Source organism: Campylobacter sp. 2018MI10, assembly GCF_018501175.1.
In the GTDB taxonomy this organism is placed as follows: domain Bacteria; phylum Campylobacterota; class Campylobacteria; order Campylobacterales; family Campylobacteraceae; genus Campylobacter_E.
Genome location: NZ_JAHCZD010000007.1, coordinates 15,588 through 37,519, shown reverse-complemented (window position 1 = coordinate 37,519; position 21,932 = coordinate 15,588). Strand labels below are relative to the sequence as shown.

23 protein-coding genes are annotated in these 21,932 nt (G+C 26.8%); 19 read left to right on the top strand and 4 right to left on the bottom strand.

The window, feature by feature from the left end; genetic code table 11:
• Positions 1–4 precede the first annotated feature (4 nt).
• Genes KJR01_RS10450 through KJR01_RS04375 form a run of 9 tightly spaced genes read left to right on the top strand, consistent with a single transcriptional unit; the run spans position 5 to position 10,355 of the window.
• On the top strand, positions 5–1,153 hold the full coding sequence (locus KJR01_RS10450) for a GGDEF domain-containing protein (protein ID WP_214117448.1): 1,149 nt from the start codon (positions 5–7) through the stop codon (positions 1,151–1,153).
• Complete coding sequence (locus KJR01_RS04410) at positions 1,150–2,436, top strand: MFS transporter (protein ID WP_214117447.1); 1,287 nt, start codon at positions 1,150–1,152, stop codon at positions 2,434–2,436. The genes KJR01_RS10450 and KJR01_RS04410 overlap by 4 nt, the downstream gene beginning before the upstream one ends.
• Positions 2,437–2,457: 21 nt before the next feature.
• Complete coding sequence (locus tag KJR01_RS04405; protein WP_214117446.1) at positions 2,458–4,215, top strand: Na+/H+ antiporter NhaC family protein; 1,758 nt, start codon at positions 2,458–2,460, stop codon at positions 4,213–4,215.
• On the top strand, positions 4,208–5,227 hold the full coding sequence (locus KJR01_RS04400) for a tRNA (uridine(54)-C5)-methyltransferase TrmA (protein WP_214117445.1): 1,020 nt from the start codon (positions 4,208–4,210) through the stop codon (positions 5,225–5,227). Before KJR01_RS04405 ends, KJR01_RS04400 begins: the two co-directional genes overlap by 8 nt.
• Positions 5,214–6,413 carry a threonine ammonia-lyase gene (gene ilvA / locus KJR01_RS04395; protein ID WP_214117444.1) on the top strand — a complete coding sequence of 400 codons (1,200 nt, stop codon included), beginning with the start codon at positions 5,214–5,216 and terminating at the stop codon, positions 6,411–6,413. The genes KJR01_RS04400 and ilvA overlap by 14 nt, the downstream gene beginning before the upstream one ends.
• Positions 6,410–8,407, top strand: coding sequence for a glycine--tRNA ligase subunit beta (gene glyS, locus KJR01_RS04390; protein ID WP_214117443.1), 1,998 nt, complete (start codon positions 6,410–6,412; stop codon positions 8,405–8,407). Before ilvA ends, glyS begins: the two co-directional genes overlap by 4 nt.
• The gene (locus KJR01_RS04385; RefSeq protein WP_214117442.1) at positions 8,391–9,131 is read left to right on the top strand and encodes a DUF815 domain-containing protein; all 741 of its coding nucleotides are present in this window, start codon (positions 8,391–8,393) and stop codon (positions 9,129–9,131) included. Before glyS ends, KJR01_RS04385 begins: the two co-directional genes overlap by 17 nt.
• Positions 9,124–9,783, top strand: a complete 660-nt coding sequence (locus KJR01_RS04380) for a hypothetical protein (RefSeq protein ID WP_214117441.1) — start codon at positions 9,124–9,126, stop codon at positions 9,781–9,783. Before KJR01_RS04385 ends, KJR01_RS04380 begins: the two co-directional genes overlap by 8 nt.
• A complete protein-coding gene (locus KJR01_RS04375) occupies positions 9,780–10,355 on the top strand; it encodes an NUDIX hydrolase (RefSeq protein ID WP_250325140.1) in 576 nt (191 codons plus the stop codon). Before KJR01_RS04380 ends, KJR01_RS04375 begins: the two co-directional genes overlap by 4 nt.
• A 95-nt stretch (positions 10,356–10,450) precedes the next feature.
• Here KJR01_RS04375 and KJR01_RS04370 read toward each other — a convergent pair whose 3' ends face one another.
• Positions 10,451–10,597 carry a hypothetical protein gene (locus KJR01_RS04370; protein WP_214117440.1) on the bottom strand — a complete coding sequence of 49 codons (147 nt, stop codon included), beginning with the start codon at positions 10,595–10,597 and terminating at the stop codon, positions 10,451–10,453.
• A gap of 97 nt (positions 10,598–10,694) precedes the next feature.
• Between KJR01_RS04370 and KJR01_RS04365 the strand changes: the two genes are divergently transcribed.
• From KJR01_RS04365 to KJR01_RS04355, 3 genes are read left to right on the top strand one after another with little or no spacing between them, the layout of a single operon-like run.
• Entirely contained in the window at positions 10,695–11,582 is an 888-nt protein-coding gene (locus KJR01_RS04365; RefSeq protein ID WP_214117439.1) for a hypothetical protein, read from the top strand.
• Between the two features lie 27 nt (positions 11,583–11,609).
• Complete coding sequence (locus tag KJR01_RS04360; RefSeq protein ID WP_214117438.1) at positions 11,610–12,500, top strand: hypothetical protein; 891 nt, start codon at positions 11,610–11,612, stop codon at positions 12,498–12,500.
• 13 nt (positions 12,501–12,513) lie between these two features.
• Entirely contained in the window at positions 12,514–12,933 is a 420-nt protein-coding gene (locus tag KJR01_RS04355) for a hypothetical protein (RefSeq protein ID WP_214117437.1), read from the top strand.
• 52 nt (positions 12,934–12,985) lie between these two features.
• On the opposite strand, the gene KJR01_RS04350 is transcribed toward KJR01_RS04355, so the two are convergent.
• Positions 12,986–13,489 (bottom strand): hypothetical protein, encoded by a 504-nt coding sequence (locus tag KJR01_RS04350; RefSeq protein WP_214117436.1) that lies wholly within the window; start codon positions 13,487–13,489, stop codon positions 12,986–12,988.
• Positions 13,490–13,726: 237 nt separating this feature from the next.
• Here KJR01_RS04350 and KJR01_RS04345 point away from each other — a divergent pair, with 237 nt between their 5' ends.
• The 5 genes from KJR01_RS04345 (at position 13,727) to KJR01_RS04325 (ending at position 18,335) form a co-directional block, all read left to right on the top strand.
• Positions 13,727–14,032, top strand: a complete 306-nt coding sequence (locus KJR01_RS04345; RefSeq protein WP_214117435.1) for a hypothetical protein — start codon at positions 13,727–13,729, stop codon at positions 14,030–14,032.
• Between the two features lie 65 nt (positions 14,033–14,097).
• Positions 14,098–14,775 carry a hypothetical protein gene (locus KJR01_RS04340; RefSeq protein ID WP_214117434.1) on the top strand — a complete coding sequence of 226 codons (678 nt, stop codon included), beginning with the start codon at positions 14,098–14,100 and terminating at the stop codon, positions 14,773–14,775.
• Positions 14,776–14,920: 145 nt separating this feature from the next.
• Positions 14,921–16,375, top strand: coding sequence for a SulP family inorganic anion transporter (locus KJR01_RS04335; protein WP_214117433.1), 1,455 nt, complete (start codon positions 14,921–14,923; stop codon positions 16,373–16,375).
• A gap of 106 nt (positions 16,376–16,481) precedes the next feature.
• Positions 16,482–17,204, top strand: a complete 723-nt coding sequence (locus KJR01_RS04330) for a hypothetical protein (protein ID WP_214117432.1) — start codon at positions 16,482–16,484, stop codon at positions 17,202–17,204.
• A 327-nt stretch (positions 17,205–17,531) separates the two neighbouring features.
• On the top strand, positions 17,532–18,335 hold the full coding sequence (locus KJR01_RS04325; protein WP_214117431.1) for a Fic family protein: 804 nt from the start codon (positions 17,532–17,534) through the stop codon (positions 18,333–18,335).
• A 131-nt stretch (positions 18,336–18,466) separates the two neighbouring features.
• Here the strand turns inward: KJR01_RS04325 and tpx are convergent, their stop codons facing one another.
• The gene (gene tpx, locus KJR01_RS04320) at positions 18,467–18,943 is read right to left on the bottom strand and encodes a thiol peroxidase (protein WP_214117430.1); all 477 of its coding nucleotides are present in this window, start codon (positions 18,941–18,943) and stop codon (positions 18,467–18,469) included.
• A 197-nt stretch (positions 18,944–19,140) separates the two neighbouring features.
• Between tpx and KJR01_RS04315 the strand changes: the two genes are divergently transcribed.
• The gene (locus KJR01_RS04315) at positions 19,141–19,743 is read left to right on the top strand and encodes a hypothetical protein (RefSeq protein ID WP_214117429.1); all 603 of its coding nucleotides are present in this window, start codon (positions 19,141–19,143) and stop codon (positions 19,741–19,743) included.
• On the opposite strand, the gene truA is transcribed toward KJR01_RS04315, so the two are convergent.
• Positions 19,740–20,471, bottom strand: coding sequence for a tRNA pseudouridine(38-40) synthase TruA (truA, locus tag KJR01_RS04310; RefSeq protein WP_214117428.1), 732 nt, complete (start codon positions 20,469–20,471; stop codon positions 19,740–19,742). The two genes, KJR01_RS04315 and truA, sit on opposite strands and share 4 nt — an antisense overlap.
• A gap of 104 nt (positions 20,472–20,575) precedes the next feature.
• On the opposite strand from truA, the gene KJR01_RS04305 reads away from it, so the two are divergent.
• Complete coding sequence (locus KJR01_RS04305) at positions 20,576–21,931, top strand: sodium-dependent transporter (RefSeq protein WP_214117427.1); 1,356 nt, start codon at positions 20,576–20,578, stop codon at positions 21,929–21,931.
• The last annotated feature ends 1 nt before the right edge of the window (position 21,932 follow it).

The window sequence follows — 21,932 nt, the reverse complement described above, 5'->3', positions numbered from 1 at the left end:
TAAAGTGGTTAAATATGAAGTTTTGATATTAGTAAATAGTCTATTTTTATTTTTTGCTAGATTTTTTACTGGTTTGATTTTTTATTACAATGGTTTTATAATTACTTCTTATGAAATTTTTGCAACATCTTTATATTATTTAGCTTTTTTATTCTTATTGTTTGTTGGTAGAAAACTTTATAAGAGTTTTGGAGAAAAAAATTATTTTTATAATAGATATAGAAAGATTTTAAATGGTAAAAAATCTTTTAAATCATCATTGTTTAAAAAAATTATAAGAGTAAATTTTATAAGCGTTAGGCATTATGCTTGGTATTTATTTCAATTAGAATCAATTTTTACAGCTACTTATTTTTCTTTAAGTATTGGTTGGGGATATGGATTTGATTTATATCTAATTATGCTTACATCTTATTATTATCTTAATTTAAGAAAATATTCTGCTTTAATTTTTATATTTCCTTTTGTTTATTTCTTGTTATATTTATTTTTATTTTTCTATTGCGACAAGGCGTATCAAGAGCCAGGACAAGTATTTATATATATTATCAATATAATTTGCGTAGTTAGTGCTATATTTTTTACCCAAATTATTATGGAATTAGGTCAGGTTATTAGATTTGTTAATGATGAAAACAGAAAGAGCCATTTAAAAAGACTTACTAGTTTTGACACCTTAACTGAAACTTATCATAAATATTCTTTCTTAGAAATTATGAATGCAAAACTTGAACATAATGCTGATGAAGATGTAATTACTCAAGCTAGTGTAATAGTAATAGAGATTAATAACTTAAGAAAAATTAACGAAGAATACACAACAGAATTAGGCAACGAAGTCTTAAAAGAATTTGCATATATATTAAGAAAAAATAGTGAAAACTATGAAAAATACATATCTCGTTGGAGTGGAAATGAGTTTTTAGTTTTTATTATTAATGAAGATGAGGTTGTAGTTAAGAGTTATATAGATGAAGTTAGGCAAGAAGCTATGAAAAATCGTTTTGGAGTAAAAGGTGCTAAAGTTCAAGTAATTGTAGGTTTATCTCATACTTCATCATTTGATTATCAAATAAATAAATTTATTAGCGAAGCTTATGAAGAATTGGCTATTAATAGAGATAAATTAAATTACGAAAAAGGAGATATATGACAAAAAAATTAAACAAAGAAGAAGTAAAAACTCTAGCCTTAAGCTCACTTGGTGGAACTCTTGAGTTTTATGACTTTATTATATTTGTATTTTTTTCATCTTATTTTGCACATCATTTTTTCCCAAATACGCTTAGTCCGTTTTGGCAAGAGCTAAATACTTATGGAGCATTTGCAGCAGCTTATCTAGCTCGTCCTTTAGGCGGCGTTGTGATGGCACATTTTGGAGATAAATTTGGTAGAAAAAATATGTTTATGCTAAGTATTTTACTTATGGTAATTCCTACTTTTGCACTTGCTATTATTCCAACTTATGAGACAATTGGATATGCAGCCCCTATTGCACTTTTATTTGTTCGTATTTTTCAAGGTATGGCAATAGGTGGAGAGCTACCTGGTGCTTGGGTATTTGTAAGAGAGCATAGTGAAGATAACAAAAAAGGTCTATTTATAGGCTTATTAACTTCAAGCGTTGTTGGTGGAATTTTACTTGGTTGTTTGGTTGCACTTATTATGCAGCTTAATTTTACTACCGAAGAGCTAAAGGATTGGGGTTGGAGAATTCCATTTGCTTTAGGTGGTATTTTTGGAATAATCTCTTTATATCTTAGACGATATTTAAATGAAACTCCTGTATTTAAAAAGATGAAAGAAAGTGATTCTTTAGTAAAACTTCCTATAAAAGATGTTATAGAAAATCATAGATTTGGGATATTTATTTCTATTTTAGTTACTTGGGTTTTAACTGCTTGTGTGGTTGTATTTTTATTAATTGCTCCAAATTTCGTAAAAGCTGTTATGAAATTAGACCCTGTTGATAATACCCTTCTTCAAATGTATGGAATACTTGCTATGATGATTGGTTGTGTTTTAACAGGATTTTTAAGTGATAAATTTGGAATTAGTAGGATTTATAAGATTTTTGCCATTCTTTGGGGTGTTTTTGGTGCGATGTATTTTTATGAGTTGTATATAGGCAAGGATATTAATTTACTTGTGAGTTTTTATTTATTAGCAACTCTTAGTGCAGGACTTATGAACTTTACACCTTTAATTATGGTTGAGATTTTCCCTGCAAAAATTCGTTATAGTGGAATTAGCTTTAGCTACAACCTAGCTTACGCAATAGCAGGATTTATAACTCCTATATTATTGCCGTTTTTAAACAAAGTTGCAATTGGTGAAAATCCACTATTTTTATATCAAATCGGTGGTGGAGCTTATATAGTTTTAGTAGCATTTGTTGCCTTTATTACGGCTTGTTTAGTATCAAAAAGAATGTAGAATTTAAAATAGGAATTTAAAATGAGATTTTTGTTTTTAATGTTTTTTAGTATATTTGCAAACGCAGCTGATACAAGCGTTAGCAATATGCAATTATATGGCGTTTTAACACTTTTACCGCCTTTAATGGCTATTATTTTAGCTTTTATTACTCGTGAAGTAATTTTATCTTTATTTATAGGTGTTTTTACGGGGACTTTTCTTCTAGCTTTTGCTAATTTTTACACAGCAAATATTGTAAATGATACTTATACATTTACTTATAATAATCCATCTTTTATGGATTGGGTAAATTTATTTTTAGCGTCATTTTCAAATATAGTAAAACATTTGCTAGATGCTATGATAGATAGCGATGATGCAGGAGTAATCTTGCAAGTATTTTGTATAGGTGGTGTGGTTGCATTAATTACTAAAATGGGTGGAATAAACGCAGTTGCACTTGCGCTTACTCGTTTTGTAAAAGGTCCTGTTTCAGCTCAAGTTAGCACTTGGCTTATAGGGCTTTGTATTTTCTTTGATGATTATGCAAATAGTTTAACCGTTGGTCCTATTATGAGACCAATTGCTGATAAGTTTAAAATCTCTCGTGAGAAATTAAGCTTCATACTTGATAGCACCGCTGCACCTGTTGCAGGAATTGCGATAATTTCTACTTGGATAGGTATTGAAGTTGGACTTATTAAAACTGCTTATTCTTTAGTAGGAATTAGCGATGTAAATGCTTTTGGAGTATTTATGCAAACAATTCCTTATAGATTTTATAATATCTTTATGCTAATTTTCGTTGTTTTAACAGCTATTCAGCAAAGAGAATTTGGCTCAATGTATATAGCTGAAAAAAATGCTCGTGCAGGAATAGTAAGTGAAGCTGCACTTGATGTTGGAGCTGAACTTGAGCGTGAATTAAAACCAAATGATGGAGTAGAGCATAAAATTAGTGATGCTTTAATTCCTATTTTAACTCTTATTATTACAGCTTTAGCAAGTTTTTATTTTAGTGGTTTAAATGCAATTATAGATGACCCTGATAAAGCAGACATTTTAAGCAAGATTGAAGAAAATTATTTAAGTTTTTATGCGATAAGAACTACTTTAGGTGAAGCAAACTCAAGCTTAGCATTATTTCAAGCTGCATTATTTGCTAGTGTTGTAGCAGTTATTTTAGGTCTAGTTCGCAAAAAAATCAATCACAAAGAAGCAGTAGAGACTTGGCTACATGGCTGGAAGAGTATGATATTTACAATTGCAATGCTACTTTTTGCTTGGAGCTTAGCTGCAATTGTAAAAGAATTAGGCACTCATAAATACATAGTTCAATTACTATCAGGCTCAACTCCGCATGTATTACTTCCTAGTTTAATTTTCTTAATCGGCTCGGCTATGAGTTTTGCAATAGGCACAAGTTATGGAACTATGGGTATTTTAATGCCTTTAGCAATCCCACTTGCACACGCAGTTGGTCTTGAAGCTGGTATGAGTGGCAATGAGCTTCATGAATATATGGTTATAAATATTTCTTGTGTTTTAACAGGTGCTATTTTTGGAAACCACTGTTCTCCGATAGCTGATACCGTAATTTTAAGTGCAATGAGTGCAAAATGTGAATTAAGTGCGCATGTTAAAACTCAAATGCCTTATGCTCTTTTAGTATGTGCTATTAGCGTAATTTTTGGATATATTCCTGTAAGTCTTGGCTTAAATGTGTATTTAACAATTATTTTAGGTGTTGTTATGATGAGCTTAGCACTTCGCTTAATAGGAAAAAAAGTTGAATAAATTTGACTTAGTTTGCAAGGAATTTCAAATTCCTTGCGAGAAGATTTATAAAGATGGCTTAAGAACTAGGGTTAATTTTGCTTTATACAAAAATAACGGCGAAATATCTTATGCTATGTTTAAAGATAAGGTAAAAATAACTGATTTTGATACTTCTTTTATATGTGATGAGATAAGAGAATTTATGCCTAAATTACTTAAGGCTTTAGATGAAGTTTTAAAAGATAAATTATTTGAAATTAGATTTTTTAAGAGCTTTTATACTTTAAATGTTTTGCTTTTATATCATAAAGACATAAAAGAATTTAAAATAGAAAATTATTACGAAAAATTAAGCAAATTAACTAATTTAAAGCTTAATTTAATAATGCAATCAAGAAAACAAAGAATATCATATCCAAGCGATATTTTAGAGCATTTTAGCAATGGTATTAAGTATGAGTTTAATGATGAGTGTTTTATCCAACCTAGCTTAAGTATGAATGAAAATATGCTTGAGTTTGCAAAATCTTGTCTTAAAGATAAAAAATGCGATGATTTATTAGAGCTTTATTGTGGATATGGTAATTTTACCTTAGCACTTGCACCATTTTTTAAAAAAGTTTTTGCAACAGAACTTAGTAAAAAAAATGTGACATTTTTAAATAAAAATTGCAAATTAAATAATGTAAATAATATTTTTACAGCAAGGCTAAAAGATAGTGAAGTAAAAGACGCTTTTAATAAGGTAAGAACTTTTAATAGGCTAAAAGATTTAAATTTAGATGATTTTTGTTTTTCACATATTTTAATAGACCCGCCAAGATGTGGCTTAGGCGAATGTGTTAATTTAGTAAAAAACTATGATAATATAATTTATATTTCGTGCAATCCATTAACGGCTAAAATAGATTTAGAAAAATTATGCAAAACTCACGAGTTAAAAAGATTTGTTTTGTTTGACCAATTTATAAATTCAGAGCATTTAGAGTGTGGATTTTACCTAGAAAGGAAGAAAGATGATAGAGCTTAGCAAAATATATGCGGCTAAAGAAAAAGTATATGATGTGGCAATTAAAACGCCTTTTAATTATTCAAGATTTTTATCAAATGATAAATATAATATATATTTAAAATGTGAAAATCTTCAAACAATTGGAGCTTATAAAATAAGGGGCGCTTATAATAAGATTGCAAGTTTAAATGAAGAGCAAAAAAAACTAGGAGTAGTTGCAGCAAGTGCAGGAAATCACGCTCAAGGGGTAGCATTTTCTGCTTCAAAGTTTGGTATAGCAGCTCATATCGTAATGCCAGAATCAACACCAGTAAATAAAGTAAGCAGCACAGCTAATTTAGGTGCTAATGTAATACTTAAAGGCGATAATTTTGATGAAGCTTATGCTTACGCAAAAGAGTTAGAAAAGACTAAAAATCTAACCTTTATTCACCCATTTGCTGACCCGTTTGTAATGGCAGGACAAGGGACTATATTTTTAGAACTAATTGAAGAATTAAACAATATTTCTTATATCATCGTTCCAGTAGGCGGTGGTGGTTTAATTAGTGGTATTGTTAGTGCAGCAAAACAAATTAATCCAAATATTAAAGTAATAGGAGTGCAAAGCAAGGGTGCTAGTGCTATGCTAAATAGCTTTAATGAAGGTAAAATCATAAACTCAAACAAGGTAAAAACAATAGCTGATGGTATAGCTGTAAGAGATGTTAATGAAGATAGTTTTAATATAATTAAAAACAATGTAGATGATATGGTTATGGTTAGCGATGAAGAAATAGCTAATGCGGTTTTATTTTTATTAGAGCAACATAAACAAGTAGTTGAAGGTGCAGGAGCAGCAAGTGTAGCTGCTGTAATGCACGGCAAAATTCCTAATCTAAGTGGCAATGTAGTTTGCATTTTAAGTGGTGGAAACATAGATATTACAATGCTAAATAATATTATTGAAAAAGGTCTTATTAAAAGTTATAGAAAAATGCAAATATGCGTAACTTTAATTGATAAAGCAGGGGCATTACTTGATTTAACTAAGGCTTTAAAAGACGCACAAGCAAACATAATAAAAGTTGATTATGATAGATTAGGCACTGATTTTGGTGATGCAAATATTACAATTACACTTGAGACTAAAGGCAAAGCTCATCAAGAAGAAGTTGGAAAAATTCTTAAAGAGCAAGGTTTTACATTTAAGGAGATAAAATGAGAAAGTTTTTAATAGAAATAACTACAGAAGAATTACCTGCAATTCCTTTTTTAAAAGAAGAACCAAATATAAAAGATAAATTAGAAGTGGTTTTAAAAGCAAATAATATTGAATTTAGTAATTTAGAGTTTTTATACACTCCTAGAAGATTTGTTTTTACATTTAAAGCAAACGAAAGAGCAAACGATAGCGTTATAGAATTAATCGGAGCTCCTAAAGAAGTAGCCTATAAAGATGGGAAATTGAGTAAAGCTGGTGAGAGCTTTTTAGCAAAAGCAGATATTAGCGAAAACGAACTTAGCTTTAAAGAAATTAAAGGAAAAGTTTGTTTATATGTAGAAAAAATAGAAAAAGGTAAATTATTTAGCGAATTAATAAATGATATTTTAGAAAGCTTTATTACAAGTCTTAATTTTGGTAAAAGTATGCGTTGGGGTGCAAATACTTTTAGTTTTATTCGCCCAATTACTGGACTATGCGTTATGATGGATGATGAATTAATTAATGCAAGTTTGTTTAATATAAACTCAAGTAAAAGCACTTTCGTTCATAGAAATATTAGTATGGATAAAATATCTTTTAATACCCAAGATGAGTATTTTAAGACTTTAAAAGAAGGCAAAGTTATCTTAAATCCTAAAGATAGATTAGAAATCATTTTAAGTGAAATAAGAAATATTGAAAAATTATGGAATTTAAAAGCTGAAATTGATGAAGAATTATTAGCAGAAGTTGTAGCAATTACTGAATATCCATCAGCGCTTTTAGGTAGTTTTGATAAAGAATTTTTACAAGTTGCACCTGAAGTAATAATTACTTCAATGAAAGAAAATCAACGCTATTTTGCAGTATATAAGGATAATTCTTTAAGCAATAATTTTATAACGATTACAAATTCATTCAATCCTGATTTAGAAACTATAAAAAAAGGTAATGAAAAGGTGTTAAGAGCAAGGCTTAGTGATGCGTTGTTTTTCTGGGAAAATGACCTAAAACTTGGCTTACAACCTGAATTATTAAACAATACAATTTATATGCAAGAATTAGGCACAATAGCACAAAAAGAACAAAGAGAAGAAGAAATTGCCTTAAGATTAGCAAAATTATTTGCTTATGAAAATACAAAAAATATAAAAGATGCAATCACACTTAGCAAGGCTGATTTAAGGACACAAATGGTAGGCGAATTCCCTGAATTACAAGGAATTGTAGGCTCATATTATGCTGCTAATATGGGGTATTCTAGTGAAGTTTGCACTGCTATTAAAGAGCAATATTTATATGATGTTATCCCAAGCACAAAATTAAGTAAAATTGTAATCTTAGCAACTAGACTTGATACTTTAATGGCTTTATTTAGTATAAACAAGCTTCCAAGTGGTAATAAAGACCCTTACGCATTAAGAAGAGCAGCTTTAAGTATTATTAAAATTCTAATTGATTTAGGCGTTAAATTTAATTTATTAGATTTATTAAACGAGTTTAAAGGTCTTTATAAAGATTATGATAAAGTTAAATTGCTTAATTTTATTACAGATAGATTTAATGCTTTATATAGCGTAAATTCATCTTTTATAAAAGCGGTTTTAAATGTGAATAATAATGATTTAGTAGTAATTGATGAGAATATAAAAGCACTTATAAATCTAGCAAAAGATAAAGATTATGAGAGCAAAATCTCAACATTTAAAAGACTTGCAAATATCATAAAAGATAGTAAAGATTTATATTGTGATGAAAGCAAATTAAGTAATGAATATGAGATTAAATTATATAAAGCTTATAAAGATATTAGTTTTAGTGATGATGTGAGTGATAATTTAGGTAAGATTTTTGCACTTAAACCTATCATTGATGAGTTTTTTGATAATGTTATGATAAATGTTGATGATTTAGAGATTAAAAATAATCGCTTAGCATTAGTTTATAGCATTTATAAGCACATTGCTTGTGTGGCTGATTTAAAAGAAGTTAGTTTTGATAGCATTGTTTAAAGAATTTAAAGCTGCTAGTTATAGAGCAAGAACTAGTAGCTTTAAGCCTATTAAAAACCTTGATTTGGTTGATTTTAAAGACCTTTTGTTTTTGGATAAAGAATTTAATATCTTAAAAAATAATATGAATAATTTTTTACAAAACAAAGCCTATCAGCATTGTTTATTAGCCGGTGCAAAAGGTTGTGGCAAATCTAGTTTAATCAAGGCTATTTTTAATGAATTTATTAAAAGTGATTTAAGAATAGTTGAGGTTTTTAAAGAAGATTTATCGCATTTAAGATATATTATTGATGATTTAAGCGAATTAGAATACAAATTCGTAATATTTTTAGATGATATAAGCTTTAGTATAAATGATGATAGTTTTAAGGCATTAAAGCCGATTTTAGATGGTGGATGCGAGAAATTAAGTGATAATATAATGTTTATTTTAAGTTCAAATTATAAAAATCTTTTAAAATCAAGTAATACAAATTATCAAGACGCTGATTTTAAAGATGAAAGCGATGATAGATTTGCTTTAAAAGAAAGATTTGGAATATGGCTTAATTTTTATTCAATGAGCCAAGAGCAGTATTTAAGCATTGTAAAATCATTATTTAAAGATGAATTTAGTGATGAGATAAAGGCTAAGGCTTTAGAATTTGCAAATTTAAAAGGCACAAAAAATGGTCGTATCGCTAAACAATTTTATGAACTAAAAAAGGATTTGAATGATTAATGGAGCTAGTATTTTTAAAGCGTTATTAAAACATAATTTACAAGGTTCTTATGAATGGCAAAATTATGATGATTTTTCAAAATTTTTAGCTCTTTTAATAGGTCAAAATACCAAGTGGCAAAACACTCAAAAAGCATTAAAAAATGTTGAAATTCCTATTTCAAATTCTATAAACAAACTTGCTTTAATTGATGTAAAAGAACTAGCCGAGTTAATAAAAGCAAGTGGATTTTATAATACAAAAGCAAAAAAAATTAGCGATTTAGCAAAGGCAATTGTGAATGATTTTAGCAGTTTTGATGATTTTATTAATAATGCTAGTTTTGATTGGATTATGGATATTAAAGGCATTGGTTTTGATACGGCTTTAATGCTTAGTAATTTTCTTTTAAAAAAGCCTATTTTTGTGGTTAATTCAAATGCTAAAAGATTTTTAGAACTATTAGGCTATGAGTTTAATAATTACGAAGAAGCTATAGATATTATAGCTAGTGGGCTTGATGATGAGTATTTTTATAAAGCATTAAATACTCAAGATTTGTCATATATTTATATGATTTTTGCTGCAAGTATTGATAATATAATGCAAAATCATTATAAAAATAAACAATTTGATGAAATAGGGCTTAAGGTTTTAAAGGAGCTTGAATGAAAATTGATATAAGTGATTTTAAAATAGTTGAGTTTAAAAAATCAGATTTTATAAAACCTTTAAGAGCTAGTTTTGTTATAAACGAGCATAAGGTAGATTGGGATTTTATAAAGTCTTTTGATTCTGTTAGTATTATGTTATATCACGAGAGCAAGGATAGTTTTATATTTGTAAAACAATTTAGAGCACCTTTATATTATTACGAAAATTGTAAAGATTATGAGAGTGGATTTTCGGTTGAATTATGTAGTGGGATAATTGATAAAAACAAAAGCTTAGAAGAAATCGCCTTAGATGAATGTATAGAAGAATTAGGATTTAAGCCTAAAAAATTAGTTTATATTAATAAATTTTATACAGGATTTGGTAGTGGGGTAAATACTCAACATTTATTTTTTGCTAGGGTTAGCGATGATGACATTGTAGGAGTTGGTGGCGGCGTTGATAATGGAGAATTCATTAAAAGCGTATATGTAAAAATCAATGAATATGATAAGTTTTTTGCAAAAAATAAAAGAAGTGCTTTGATTGATTATGCTAATTTGTGGTTTAGATATATTTATAAAAAATAAATAGATTTAAATTCTTTTAATTTTTAATAATTTTGTATTTTATAAATGCAGTAAAACTTATATATGAATTACGAATAAATTCGTAATTCTTTTGATTAATCATTGATATTTGAGCTGCAATATAATTTGCCATACCAAGTAATCGTGCAGTGATTTACTGGTTTTTTATATTCGTGTCCTGCAGCATATATAACTGAGCTTAAAGCTAACAATAAAATAACAGATGAAAATAATTTCTTCATAATCTCTCCTTTTTTTAAAATTTAGTAAATTATTACTAAAAACTCTTAAAGAAAAATAAAATTAACCGATATAAGTTTAGTTAAAGGAGAGTTAAATATGGATTTAAATATTTGTGATATGGGTGGGTTTTTAAATTCTAGCCTACATAAAATAAAAAATGTAAATAGCACTATTAATCTAAGCCAAATAAGACAAGATATAAAAACAAATAATTTTGAATATAAAACAAGTGATAAAGAATTAAATGTATTTTTTAGTCTTGATAATAAAAGCGTAGGAATTAGCTTAGATAAAGATACTTTAAAAGATTTAAAAAGCTTTTTTAATAAAAATGATTTTTTAGAAGAAAATGGAAAAACTATTTTAAAAGGCGACGCTGCTAATTATGTAGCAGGTTGGTTTAGTGAGATTGCTTTTGATTTAAAATATCTTGAAAGTGATAGCGATAATAATGGGGTGTTAAATAGTGATGAATTAATGAATACATTTACTAATGGGCTTTATTTTAATCAACAAAAAAATGGAATATATGTTTTAGATAAAATAGTTTTAAATGAAAAAGCAAATGAAGAATATTTAAGTCAAGTTGGCGAAAAAAATATAAACACTATTTCAAAAATGATTAATAATAGAATATTTTTTGATAAAGATAAAGATGGAGAAATTTTAGTAAAAGAGCAATATATTGAAGATGAAAGCGAGTATTTTAAAAACTTAAATCAAGCAAAAGAAGAATTAAAAAATAAAAAAGAAAAAATAGAAGCCAATCCAAAGCTAAAAGAATACGCTATTAATGAAGAAAACAATCACATAAGAAAACTAAAGCAAGATATAAAATTATTTAAAAACTCAAATTCTTTAAAGATAAATGAAGATAAAGAAAAAGAATTAAAAGACAAAAATAATTTAGAAGAATTTTGCGAGTTTAGTATAAAGCTAATTGATGAGCTAAAAGCTTATAAATTACTAGATTTAAAAGCTTAATTAATTCTTTAAGTTAAAGGAGAAATAATGCTAAAAATAGATGGATTTTATGTAGATTTAAGCTCTTTTATAAATACAAGTGTTAGTAAAAAAGCTGATGTAAATAGCACTATTAATCTAAGCCAAATAAGACAAGATATAAAAACAAATAATTTTGAATATAAAACAAGTGATAAAGAATTAAATGTATTTTTTAGTCTTGATAATAAAAGCGTAGGAATTAGCTTAGATAAAGATACTTTAAAAGATTTAAAAAGCTTTTTTAATAAAAATGATTTTTTAGAAGAAAATGGAAAAACTATTTTAAAAGGCGACGCTGCTAATTATGTAGCAGGTTGGTTTAGTGAGATTGCTAATAAATTTTTAGAAGTTAGCCAAAATGCAGTGCTTAGTAAAGAAGAGATGTTAAACTCAAGGCTAGGAGTAAGGCTTGATGGCGAGATAAATGAATATAATTTATTGCAAATTACTAGCGTAGAACTTAATGCTAAAGGAGATGATATTAGCGATGAAATGTATGAAGCTCATAATACTATTTCAAAGGATTTAAGTGATACTATTTTAAAGGATAAAAATAAAGATGGTTCATTAACGCTAGATGAACTTATGTTAAATGAGAGTAAAGAAAAATATTTAGAAGAATTAGAAAATCTATATAAATACACTGAAAAAAATCAAATTGATAAAAAGCCTAAAATAGATTTAAGACTAAAAGAATACGCTATTAATGAAGAAAATAATCACATAAGAAAACTAAAGCAAGATATAAAATTATTTAAAAACTCAAATTCTTTAAAGATAAATAAAGATAAAGAAAAAGAATTAAAAGACAAAAATAATTTAGAAGAATTTTGCGAGTTTAGTATAAAGCTAATTGATGAGCTAAAAGATTATAAATTACTAGATTTAAAAGCTTAGAAATGTCTTTAAAATGCTAAAAACAATACTTTATATAATGATTTTTTTAATATTTTTTATTGTTGGTTTTTTAGTTTTTTTAAGTTACGGCAAAGCTGATAGTAATATCATAAATATTGTTAGCTTATCAATTGATAAAATAGAAGAAAAACTTATTAAAAATAATTATTGTAATTCTAAAGAAGATTGTATTAGTAGAACTTATATTTTATACGATTCGTCTTTTAATAATATTCATTTAAATATTTATAACAATGTAGATAGAACTACAAGCAATGAAATTTGTAATATGATGAAAAATATAAAAACACAAAATAAGCATATAGATTTTTATCTTGAGTTTTTTGAGTATTCTAAAGATGAGTATTATCAAGGATATAACAACAACAATCAAGCAATAAAACAAAAAGCATTTTATAAGTGTAAATATTAATAAGATTTAAAAGGAAAGGACTTTTTAAGCCATTTCCTTGATAATTTTAGAATTATTTATTTAAAAAAGTTTTTAAACTATTATATCTTTCACAACCCACATTAGATTGAGCATCACAAGCTCTTTTGTAATAACTCAAGGCTTTTTGTGGATTTGTTTCTAAACCATAATCTTTACCATCTTTTAAAACCAATCCATCTCCTGCTACAACGCAAAATTTGTTATGAGATGATTCGTTTTTTACTATTATATTTGGTAATTCGCATAATTTACTTATAGCTTTTTGAGCATCAATATAGGCTTCTTTAATATCAATTAATTGTTCTTTCACTAATTTTACATTAGCAATAGCTGTCATTAAACAACCACTAAAATTATCTTTAGCACATAAATCTTTTGAGTATTGATAACAAGCTTTCAAATCTTTTTTGCAGTATTCATCAAGCTCAAAAGCACAATTTGATTGGTCTTGATTTTTACAAGCTTTATCAATATTACTAATATCAACAGCAAATAAGCCTGAAATTAAAGCTAAACTTAATAATATCTTTTTCATAAACTCTCCTTAAAAATAATTTGAATTATATTGATTTATGAATTAATTTCTAATTAAATAATTACTATTGAATGAATTAAAATATTAAATATTTAGATATGAAAATTTAAGTAAAATATAAAAATGTTACAAAAATAAACAATAAATAAAAATAATATATGTTTTTATTAGAAAATTTTAATATATTTTATATAATAAAATGTATTTTATTTAAAAGGAGATTTTATGAAAAAACTTATGTTTGTTTCAGTGTTGTCGGTTTTGGTATTTGCAGGTCCTGCTTATGGTCCTACTAGCTTTAGTGTAGCAGGTAGTACAGCTAGAGAAGGGGTTGCAACAGTAATGGGACAAGATTTAACTGGAGTTACAGTAATTTATAATAACTCTAGTATTAGATGTACTTCTACAAGTATGTTTAGTAGAATCACAGGCTATTTAACTGGTACTAAATATCATTGTCCATTAGCTGGCAATAGTTCTGGATTTTTTGAGGTAAGATATTGGGGTGAAACAAAAGCAAAAACTTTTATAAATAGAGATTGATAATTATTTAAGTTTTTGGAACACATTTTGCTCTTGTTTAATTATTATAAATTAAAGGAGAGCAAATGTTAATAAATGATAGGATTGTTCTTAGTTCTTTTACTAAGACAAATAATTTAAAAGATAATAAAAACACTTCATTTGAAGAAGCTTTACAAGCTCAAAGTAAAGCAGCAAGTAATATAAATGATGAACTAATTAATAAGTGTATATCAAATGCTGAAGATGATTTTGCTTGGTCTATGTTTGGTTTATGTGCCTATTTTCCAACTGACTGGCATACTCCTAGAAAAGATAAAGAAACTTCGGTTGATTATATAGCAAGATTACCTAAAGAAGATTTAGGGGTAATGATGTTCCTAGAAGCTTGTGGAGAAATTGAAACTAGGAAATTAGATCCAATTAAAAATGATTTAGATGAACAATTTTTTAAAAGAGCAGAAGAAGTATTAGAAAACTATCAAATCACACCTGATTTAGAATTAAAAATAATTGAATTTGCTAAAAAATCATCAAAAGAATTTATGCAAAAATATGATGCACCTGCAGGAAATATTGGACTAAATCACCCTAAATTACAAGCTATTTTTAACAAACATGGAATTTCAATGGATGAATTTGTAGATAAAGAAAAATTAATGCAACAAAGCTTTAAATTTGATTTTGATAAAGAAAAAGATAAATTATTAGATGAATTAATGAAAATTAGTGATAACTCTAAGGCAAGATTAGGAATTAGCTAATTCCTAATTAGCTTTAATGATATAAAGTTAAAAATAACTTTTAATCTTAATTGATACTAAAAATTGTTTAATTAATATTATTACTTTAAATAACATAACTTTGTTACACTCCATTTTATTTATATTAACTTTTTAAGGACAAACATTGCAAAAAAAATATTTATTTAATCTTAACAATATTACAAAAGAAGCTTTAGCAGGGCTTGTAGTAGGCTTTGCGATAATTCCTGAAGCAATAGCTTTTAGTCTAATTGCAGGAGTTAATCCTAAGGTAGGAATATATGCTAGTATTTGCATACTTTTAGTAACTGCATTTGCGGGTGGAAGACCTGCTTTAATCTCGGCTGCAACGGGTGCAATGGCTTTGCTTATGATTGATTTAGTTAAAGGCTATGGGCTTGAATATTTAATGGTAGCGGGGATTTTAGCAGGGATTTTTCAAATTCTTTTTGGTATTTTAAAAATAGCTAGATTTATGAGTTTTATCCCACGCTCGGTTATGGTTGGCTTTGTTAATGCTTTGGCGATTTTAATTTTTATGGCTCAACTTGATGAAATTTTTAAATCAAACTTACTTGGTTTAGTGATAATGTGCGTTGCTTTAGGCATAATCTATCTATTTCCATTACTTCCTAAAATCGGCAAAATTATTCCAAGCTCATTGGTAGCGATTATAATACTTACTATTATTAGTATAAATGCTGGATTTGATGTTAGAATGATTAAGGATTTAGGTGAATTGCCAAGTGAATTACCACATTTTTTAATACCTAATGTTCCATTAAATATACAAACTTTACAAATTATTTTACCTTATTCATTAAGCCTTGCAGTAGTTGGGATAATGGAAAGTCTTATGACTTCTAATGTATTAGATGAATTAACCGCTACAAAAAGCAATAAAAATCGTGAATGTATAGGGCAAGGTTTAGCAAATATTAGCACGGGATTTTTTGGTGGAATGGCAGGTTGTGGAATGATTGGTCAATCTATGATAAATGTAAAATCAGGTGCAAGGACTAGACTTTCTACATTTTTAGCAGGGGTATATTTATGCTTGATTATATTATTTTGTGCTGATTTTGTGAATTATATTCCTATGGGAGTATTAGTTGGTATTATGATAATGGTTTCTATAAGCACATTTGATTTTATATCTATTAGGCAATTAAAATCATTTCCATTTTCAGCAAATGCTGTAATGATTGCTACCGTTATTGCTACTATCTTGACACATAATCTTGCTATAGGTGTATTAATTGGGGTTTTATTAGAAGCTTTATTTTTTGCAAATAAAGTTTCGTATTTTTTAAATTGCAAAAAAACTTTAAATGGTGATATTAGAGTTTATAAATTCTACGGGCAAATATTTTTTAGAAGTGCTGATAAATTTTATAGTGAATTTGATTTTAATGAAAATTGTAAAAATGTATTAATTGATGTTAGCAACGCACATTTTTGGGATATTAGTGCTATTTATATGCTTGATAAGATAAAAGATAGATTTCAAGAAAAAGGTGCATTAGTAACACTAAAAGGTGTTAATTTTGCTAGTTCTTATATGATAAAAAAATTTAGTGTTAAAGATAATATTGATTAATTTGTTTTAATTCTTAAACAAATCATATAAATTTTTACAATATTAAGTATTTTTTAAGAATGGGGGGGGGGGTATTATTTTCTTTTTTATCAAAAAAGGAGAATGAATGAAGAAATTATTGTTTTCAACACTTTGTTTAGGTGCTTTAGGTGTAGCTGCTAATGCGGGAACTTATTCTGGTATTAATTTTGGCTTTTTATCTACTTCAAAAACAATGTTTATTATCAATAATAAAGAATATTTAGGCAATAATAATTGGGATATTAATGGCTATATTAGAACTTATAAAGAGCACGAAAGAGATTCTGAATTTGTTTGGAGTTTTGAGGCTAATTATTTTTGGAATAATTACAAAGATAGATTTGATGACTTAATTCCAATTATAAGAAATAATCAATTTGATTTTAGTGTTTTGATTGGTTATGGAATGTATGTTAATGATGAATATGAAGATGAGCTTAGTTTGAACTTAATGGGTGGTCTTGCGTATCATAATATGGGTATTAGAGGCGGTGCTATTTATGATATTAAGGGATTAAAATTTGGTTTAAGTGCCTTATCAAAACCATTTGATACAAAAAAATATATGGTAACTCTTGATGCTTATTATAATTTTTATTTAAGTAATAATTATTTTAGAGATGTTCAAAATGAATTTGGTGTGAAAAAGAATAGAAATGCTTATGATATATCTTTAGGTATGTTGTTTAATACTACACCATCTCGTTATAGCCCTTATGTCAGCACTAAAGTGGGTGTTAAAGATAATTTATTTTCACAAAAGAATAATAACCTTTATATAAATCTTGGTTTAGGTTTTCATTTTTAATTTAACTAATAATTTATAAATTTCGTGCTTTTTGGCACGGAATTTAAATCTAAATTTCATTTTTAAATTCCTTTATTATTCGCTTTAATTTTAAAGGAATTTAAAATATGAATTATAAAAATATAAAAATTAAAAAAAACCTTTTTAAGAAAAATGAAATTCTTAGTCAAATTATCTTTTTTAGTGATTAATTTTGAATTTGTATATTTTATAAATTACTTTAGAGAAAAAGGGTTTAAATTGTAAAGGTCATTTAAGAAGTTATATATCGCTTTATAAAATTAACAATACAAAAAATTATTGTAAAATAAGAAAAAAGGATAAAAAATGGTAGCTCAATATACGGAAATACAAAATAAAGAAAATATAAATAAAGATTATATTGAAATAGGCATTGGGCTTAGTTTGGTTGATAATCTTAAACCATCTGAATATTTTAAACAAACTTTAACAACAGCAAAAACATATCAAGAATTAGAAATTAGCATTAAAACATATTATCAAAATAAAAAACTTGATATTCAACAAATATGTGAAAAAGAATGCGATTTGGTATCTATAAATATTGCTAAGTTTTTAGACAATAATAGCTTTAGATTTTCTCCGATTGCTTTAAAAATTATTCATAAAAATATATTTCAAGATGCTTTTGTTCAAGGGCTTGAAAAATATGTTGGTGTTTTTAGAGATGTAAATATTGCTAAAAATGAAGATATTTTAGGGGGAGATAAAAGCGTAGAATATGTTGATTTTAATGAGATTAGCGATACTCTTGAATATGATTTTGATAAGGAAAAAAAGAAAAATTATCTTCTAATGGGTAAAGAAGAGCAAGTTTTAAATATAGCAAAATTTATAAGTGATATTTGGCAAATTCATCCATTTCGCGAAGGCAATACTAGAACAATCGCTGTTTTTGCAATCAAATATCTACAAAGCAAAGGTTTTGAAGCTAATAATGATATTTTTAAAAACAACTCAAAGTATTTTAGAGACGCATTAGTTTTGGCTAACTATGAGAATATTAAAAATAATATAAAAAGCGATTTTTCGTATTTAGAAAGTTTTTTTAATAAATTTATATTGAATAAACAAGTAGAATTAAAAAAACTACCTTACGATAAAAAATAATCATTTAATAGTAGATAAAGTATCTTTATAAAATAACAATAAGATAAAATTCAAATTAATTTGCTTGAAATTCTAAGGAATTTGAAATAGGAATTTAAATATCTAAATCCTAAGATTTAGATATTTATTAATTACGCTAGAGCTTTTTCTAAAGCGTCAAAATTAGGTAGTTCTGTAATTTCAGCACAAACTTCGCTATAAACTATTTTTCCACCTTTTTGAACAAAAACAGCTCTAGTTGTAAGTCCTTCTAAAGCACCTTCTTGTATTCTACAGCCGTAGTTTTTAACAAATTCGCCGTATCTAAAATCACTAACTGGAATTATATTTTCTAAGCCTTCAGCAGTGCAAAATCTTGCAAAAGCAAAAGGTAAATCCATACTTACAACATAAACTTTCATTCCAAGTTTGTTAGCTTTTACATTAAATTCTCTAGCTTCTTTAGCACATACACCTGTATCAATACTAGGAACGCTTACTATAATAGCGTCTTCATTTAGATTAATTACGCTTAAATCTTTACCTACTACTTTAGTATCTTTAATACTATCTCCTAGCTTAATTGCTTCACTAATTGCAACAGGGCTACCTTTAAAATTAACTTTCATAAAATCTCCTTTTTTAAAAATAAGACAAAATTATTCCTATTTTTGGTTACAAAATGATAACTCAAAATATAAGGAATTTAAAATGTGATTTAATAATACAAAAAATAATATATTTTTACTAGTTTTTTTAAAAAATATAGCTGTTTATTGTCTAAAAATATTTAGTATTCATCGTTTTTTTATTTTAGGAGAAGATTATGAAAAAGATTTTATATTCTGTTTTAACTTTAGGGTTTTTAAGTTCTTATGCTAACGCTTACAATCATACGGGAATTGAGTTTGGCGTGGGAAGTGATAATGTATTAAATTCTAATATTTATTATAAAAATTATAACAATATAGATGATTTAGTATATAGTGCAAATATAAGCGTATCAAAGCAAGAGAGCAAAACTTATTATGGTAAGTATAAATATAACATTTATTCATTTGGTGCTTTAGGTGGTTATGCGATTGGCTTACCTTATCAAGAATTAGATGATGCGTTAAATATATTAGCCGGAGCTTATTATTATTCAATAAAGCCAAAATATGATGGTATTTCAAGCTCTACTTTAAATGGATTTGGTATTCAAGCTGGAGTGCATTATTCTGTAAAAATTATTGATAATGTAACAGCAGGTGGAGAAATATTTTTGCATCATGATTTTAAAGATTTAAATAGCACATATATTAGTGCTGGTGTTGAGGGAATTTATGATATTAATGAGAGCTTATATGTAAATGCTAAATTAGGCTATCAAGGTAGAAGTAATTTTTCTAACTCAAATCTATTAGTTGGTATAGGATATAACTTCTAATACATTATGCTTTTAAGATAAAGTCCGCTTGGTTTTGCAAGGGTTCTTGAGTGAATTTCCTTGCAAGCTAATTGTTCTTTTAGCTCTTCTATGCTTAATTTTTTTTCATTTATTTTAAGTAAAAAATCAACCATCAATCTAATCTGACCCCTTAAAAATCCATTAGCAAAAAAGTTCAAAACAATCAAATCTTTATACTTATAAATTCTAGTTTTATAAATAGTTCTAATGCTATTTTTATCATCATCAAGGCTTAAGCAAAAATTAGCAAAATCATGCTCTCCTTCATATACTTTTAAAGCGTTTTTTAATAATTTTATATCAATTTCTTTTGAGTAATCACAGCAATATGCTTTATTAAAGGCGTTAAAATAAGGCGAGATTATATATCTATAGCTTCTAAGTTTTGCATCAAATCTAGGTTCAAATTCGCATTCTTTTATATGTTTTATATAAATACCATTTAGAGTATTGTTGAGTTTTTTTAATACAAAATCTTTATTTAATTTATAACTTGAACTAATTCTTGCCACATTGCAATTTGCATGCACTCCTTTATCAGTCCTACTAGCAAATATACTAGGCTTAAATACCCCAACACATTTTAAAGCATTATCAAGTGTATTTTGAACGCAAGTTAAATTTGGTTGCTTTGCTGAACCAAAAAATCTTGAACCATCATAGCTTAAGATTATTTTGTATGTAAATTCTTTAGTATTTTTACACAAATTTTTGCCTTTTTTATATATTTTTAATTTTTATTTATACAAATTTTTAAAAATTATTATAGAATGAAAGTTTTAACCTTAAAAAACCAAAAAAAGGGCTTATTTTGAATAATACATTTTCTAAAATTGGATTTATTTTAGCAGTTGCTGGTTCTGCTGTTGGACTTGGAAATGCGTGGAAATTCCCTACAATGGTAGGAACTAATGGTGGTTCAGCCTTTGTAATGCTGTTTATTTTGCTTACTTTAGGCGTTGGATTTGTTATATTTTTGTGCGAGTTATATATCGGTAAAGCATCAAGGCTAGACCCTGCTAGTGCTTATTATTTTTTAGCACCTAAGTATAAAAAATCTTGGTCTTTAGTAGGCTTTACAATGATTGGGGCTTTATTAATCGTTAGTTTTTATAGTGTGATTATTGGCTGGATAATTTATTATATTTATTATTCACTATCTACTATTTTTAATATAAATACACTTAGCACTCAAATCGCTGATAATAAAGAGCTTTTTATTAATTTAGTGGAAACTAATTTAAGTGCTTTGATAATATGTTTTAGTATAGTGTTTTTTATAGCCTTTTATACGGTGGCAAAAGGTGTTAAAGATGGTATTGAAAAGTTAAATGTATTTATGATGCCAACATTATTTATAATGCTTTTATTAATGCTTTGCTATAGCTTTACTCAAGATGGTTTTAAAGATGCTTTTAATTTCTTATTTATGCCTGATTTTAGCAAGATTAATCAAGATTCTTTTTTAGACGCTTTAGGACTTGCTTGTTTTTCTTTAAGTATTGGAGCAGGTAGCATTATTACTTATTCAGCTAGTTTACCTGAAAGAACTAATTTTGTAAGTTCAACTTTTTATATAATTTTTATAAATCTTTTAATAGGTCTTATGATGGGGCTTATTGTATTTAGTTTTATTTTTGAGTTTAATGCTGACCCTAGCGCACAAGGTCCTGGGCTTATTTTTATTTCTTTGATTTCGCTTTTTGCAAAACTTGGACTTTTAGGCAAAATATTAGCTGTTACATTTTTTATAGCTTTATTTTTTGCAGGGATTACTAGTGCGGTTTCAATGATAGAGCCTTTTGTATTTTATCTAATAAATAAATTCAATTTCTCAAGAATAAAAGCTATTGTTTTAATTGGGGTAGTTGTTTATATTTTAGGGCTTTTATGTATATTTTCAGGTATTGAAGCTTATAAAAATAATTTAACATTTTTTGGAATGAATTTCTTTGATATTTTAGACAATGTTAGCTCAAATATCATTATGCCTTTTGGCTCATTTATGGCTGCAATTTTTGTTGGGTTTTTTATTAGTAAGCAAGATTTAAAAGAAACTTTTATCCCTTATATGGGTGAGCTTGGTTTTAAAATATGGATATTTTTTGCAAGATTTGTTGCACCTATTGCTGTGCTTGTTATTGTGTATTTTAAATTTAAAGGATAAA

What these genes read in the sequence shown, in the direction of transcription:
- KJR01_RS04410 (WP_214117447.1), top strand. Translation starts at nt 1,150, where the DNA reads ATGACAAAAAAATTAAACAAAGAAGAAGTAAAAACTCTAGCCTTAAGC.
- KJR01_RS04405 (WP_214117446.1), top strand. Translation starts at nt 2,458, where the DNA reads ATGAGATTTTTGTTTTTAATGTTTTTTAGTATATTTGCAAACGCAGCT.
- ilvA (WP_214117444.1), top strand. Translation starts at nt 5,214, where the DNA reads ATGATAGAGCTTAGCAAAATATATGCGGCTAAAGAAAAAGTATATGAT.
- glyS (WP_214117443.1), top strand. Translation starts at nt 6,410, where the DNA reads ATGAGAAAGTTTTTAATAGAAATAACTACAGAAGAATTACCTGCAATT.
- KJR01_RS04380 (WP_214117441.1), top strand. Translation starts at nt 9,124, where the DNA reads ATGATTAATGGAGCTAGTATTTTTAAAGCGTTATTAAAACATAATTTA.
- KJR01_RS04375 (WP_250325140.1), top strand. Translation starts at nt 9,780, where the DNA reads ATGAAAATTGATATAAGTGATTTTAAAATAGTTGAGTTTAAAAAATCA.
- KJR01_RS04370 (WP_214117440.1), bottom strand. Translation starts at nt 10,597, where the DNA reads ATGAAGAAATTATTTTCATCTGTTATTTTATTGTTAGCTTTAAGCTCA.
- KJR01_RS04365 (WP_214117439.1), top strand. Translation starts at nt 10,695, where the DNA reads ATGGATTTAAATATTTGTGATATGGGTGGGTTTTTAAATTCTAGCCTA.
- KJR01_RS04360 (WP_214117438.1), top strand. Translation starts at nt 11,610, where the DNA reads ATGCTAAAAATAGATGGATTTTATGTAGATTTAAGCTCTTTTATAAAT.
- KJR01_RS04355 (WP_214117437.1), top strand. Translation starts at nt 12,514, where the DNA reads ATGCTAAAAACAATACTTTATATAATGATTTTTTTAATATTTTTTATT.
- KJR01_RS04350 (WP_214117436.1), bottom strand. Translation starts at nt 13,489, where the DNA reads ATGAAAAAGATATTATTAAGTTTAGCTTTAATTTCAGGCTTATTTGCT.
- KJR01_RS04345 (WP_214117435.1), top strand. Translation starts at nt 13,727, where the DNA reads ATGTTTGTTTCAGTGTTGTCGGTTTTGGTATTTGCAGGTCCTGCTTAT.
- KJR01_RS04340 (WP_214117434.1), top strand. Translation starts at nt 14,098, where the DNA reads ATGTTAATAAATGATAGGATTGTTCTTAGTTCTTTTACTAAGACAAAT.
- KJR01_RS04330 (WP_214117432.1), top strand. Translation starts at nt 16,482, where the DNA reads ATGAAGAAATTATTGTTTTCAACACTTTGTTTAGGTGCTTTAGGTGTA.
- KJR01_RS04325 (WP_214117431.1), top strand. Translation starts at nt 17,532, where the DNA reads ATGGTAGCTCAATATACGGAAATACAAAATAAAGAAAATATAAATAAA.
- tpx (WP_214117430.1), bottom strand. Translation starts at nt 18,943, where the DNA reads ATGAAAGTTAATTTTAAAGGTAGCCCTGTTGCAATTAGTGAAGCAATT.
- KJR01_RS04315 (WP_214117429.1), top strand. Translation starts at nt 19,141, where the DNA reads ATGAAAAAGATTTTATATTCTGTTTTAACTTTAGGGTTTTTAAGTTCT.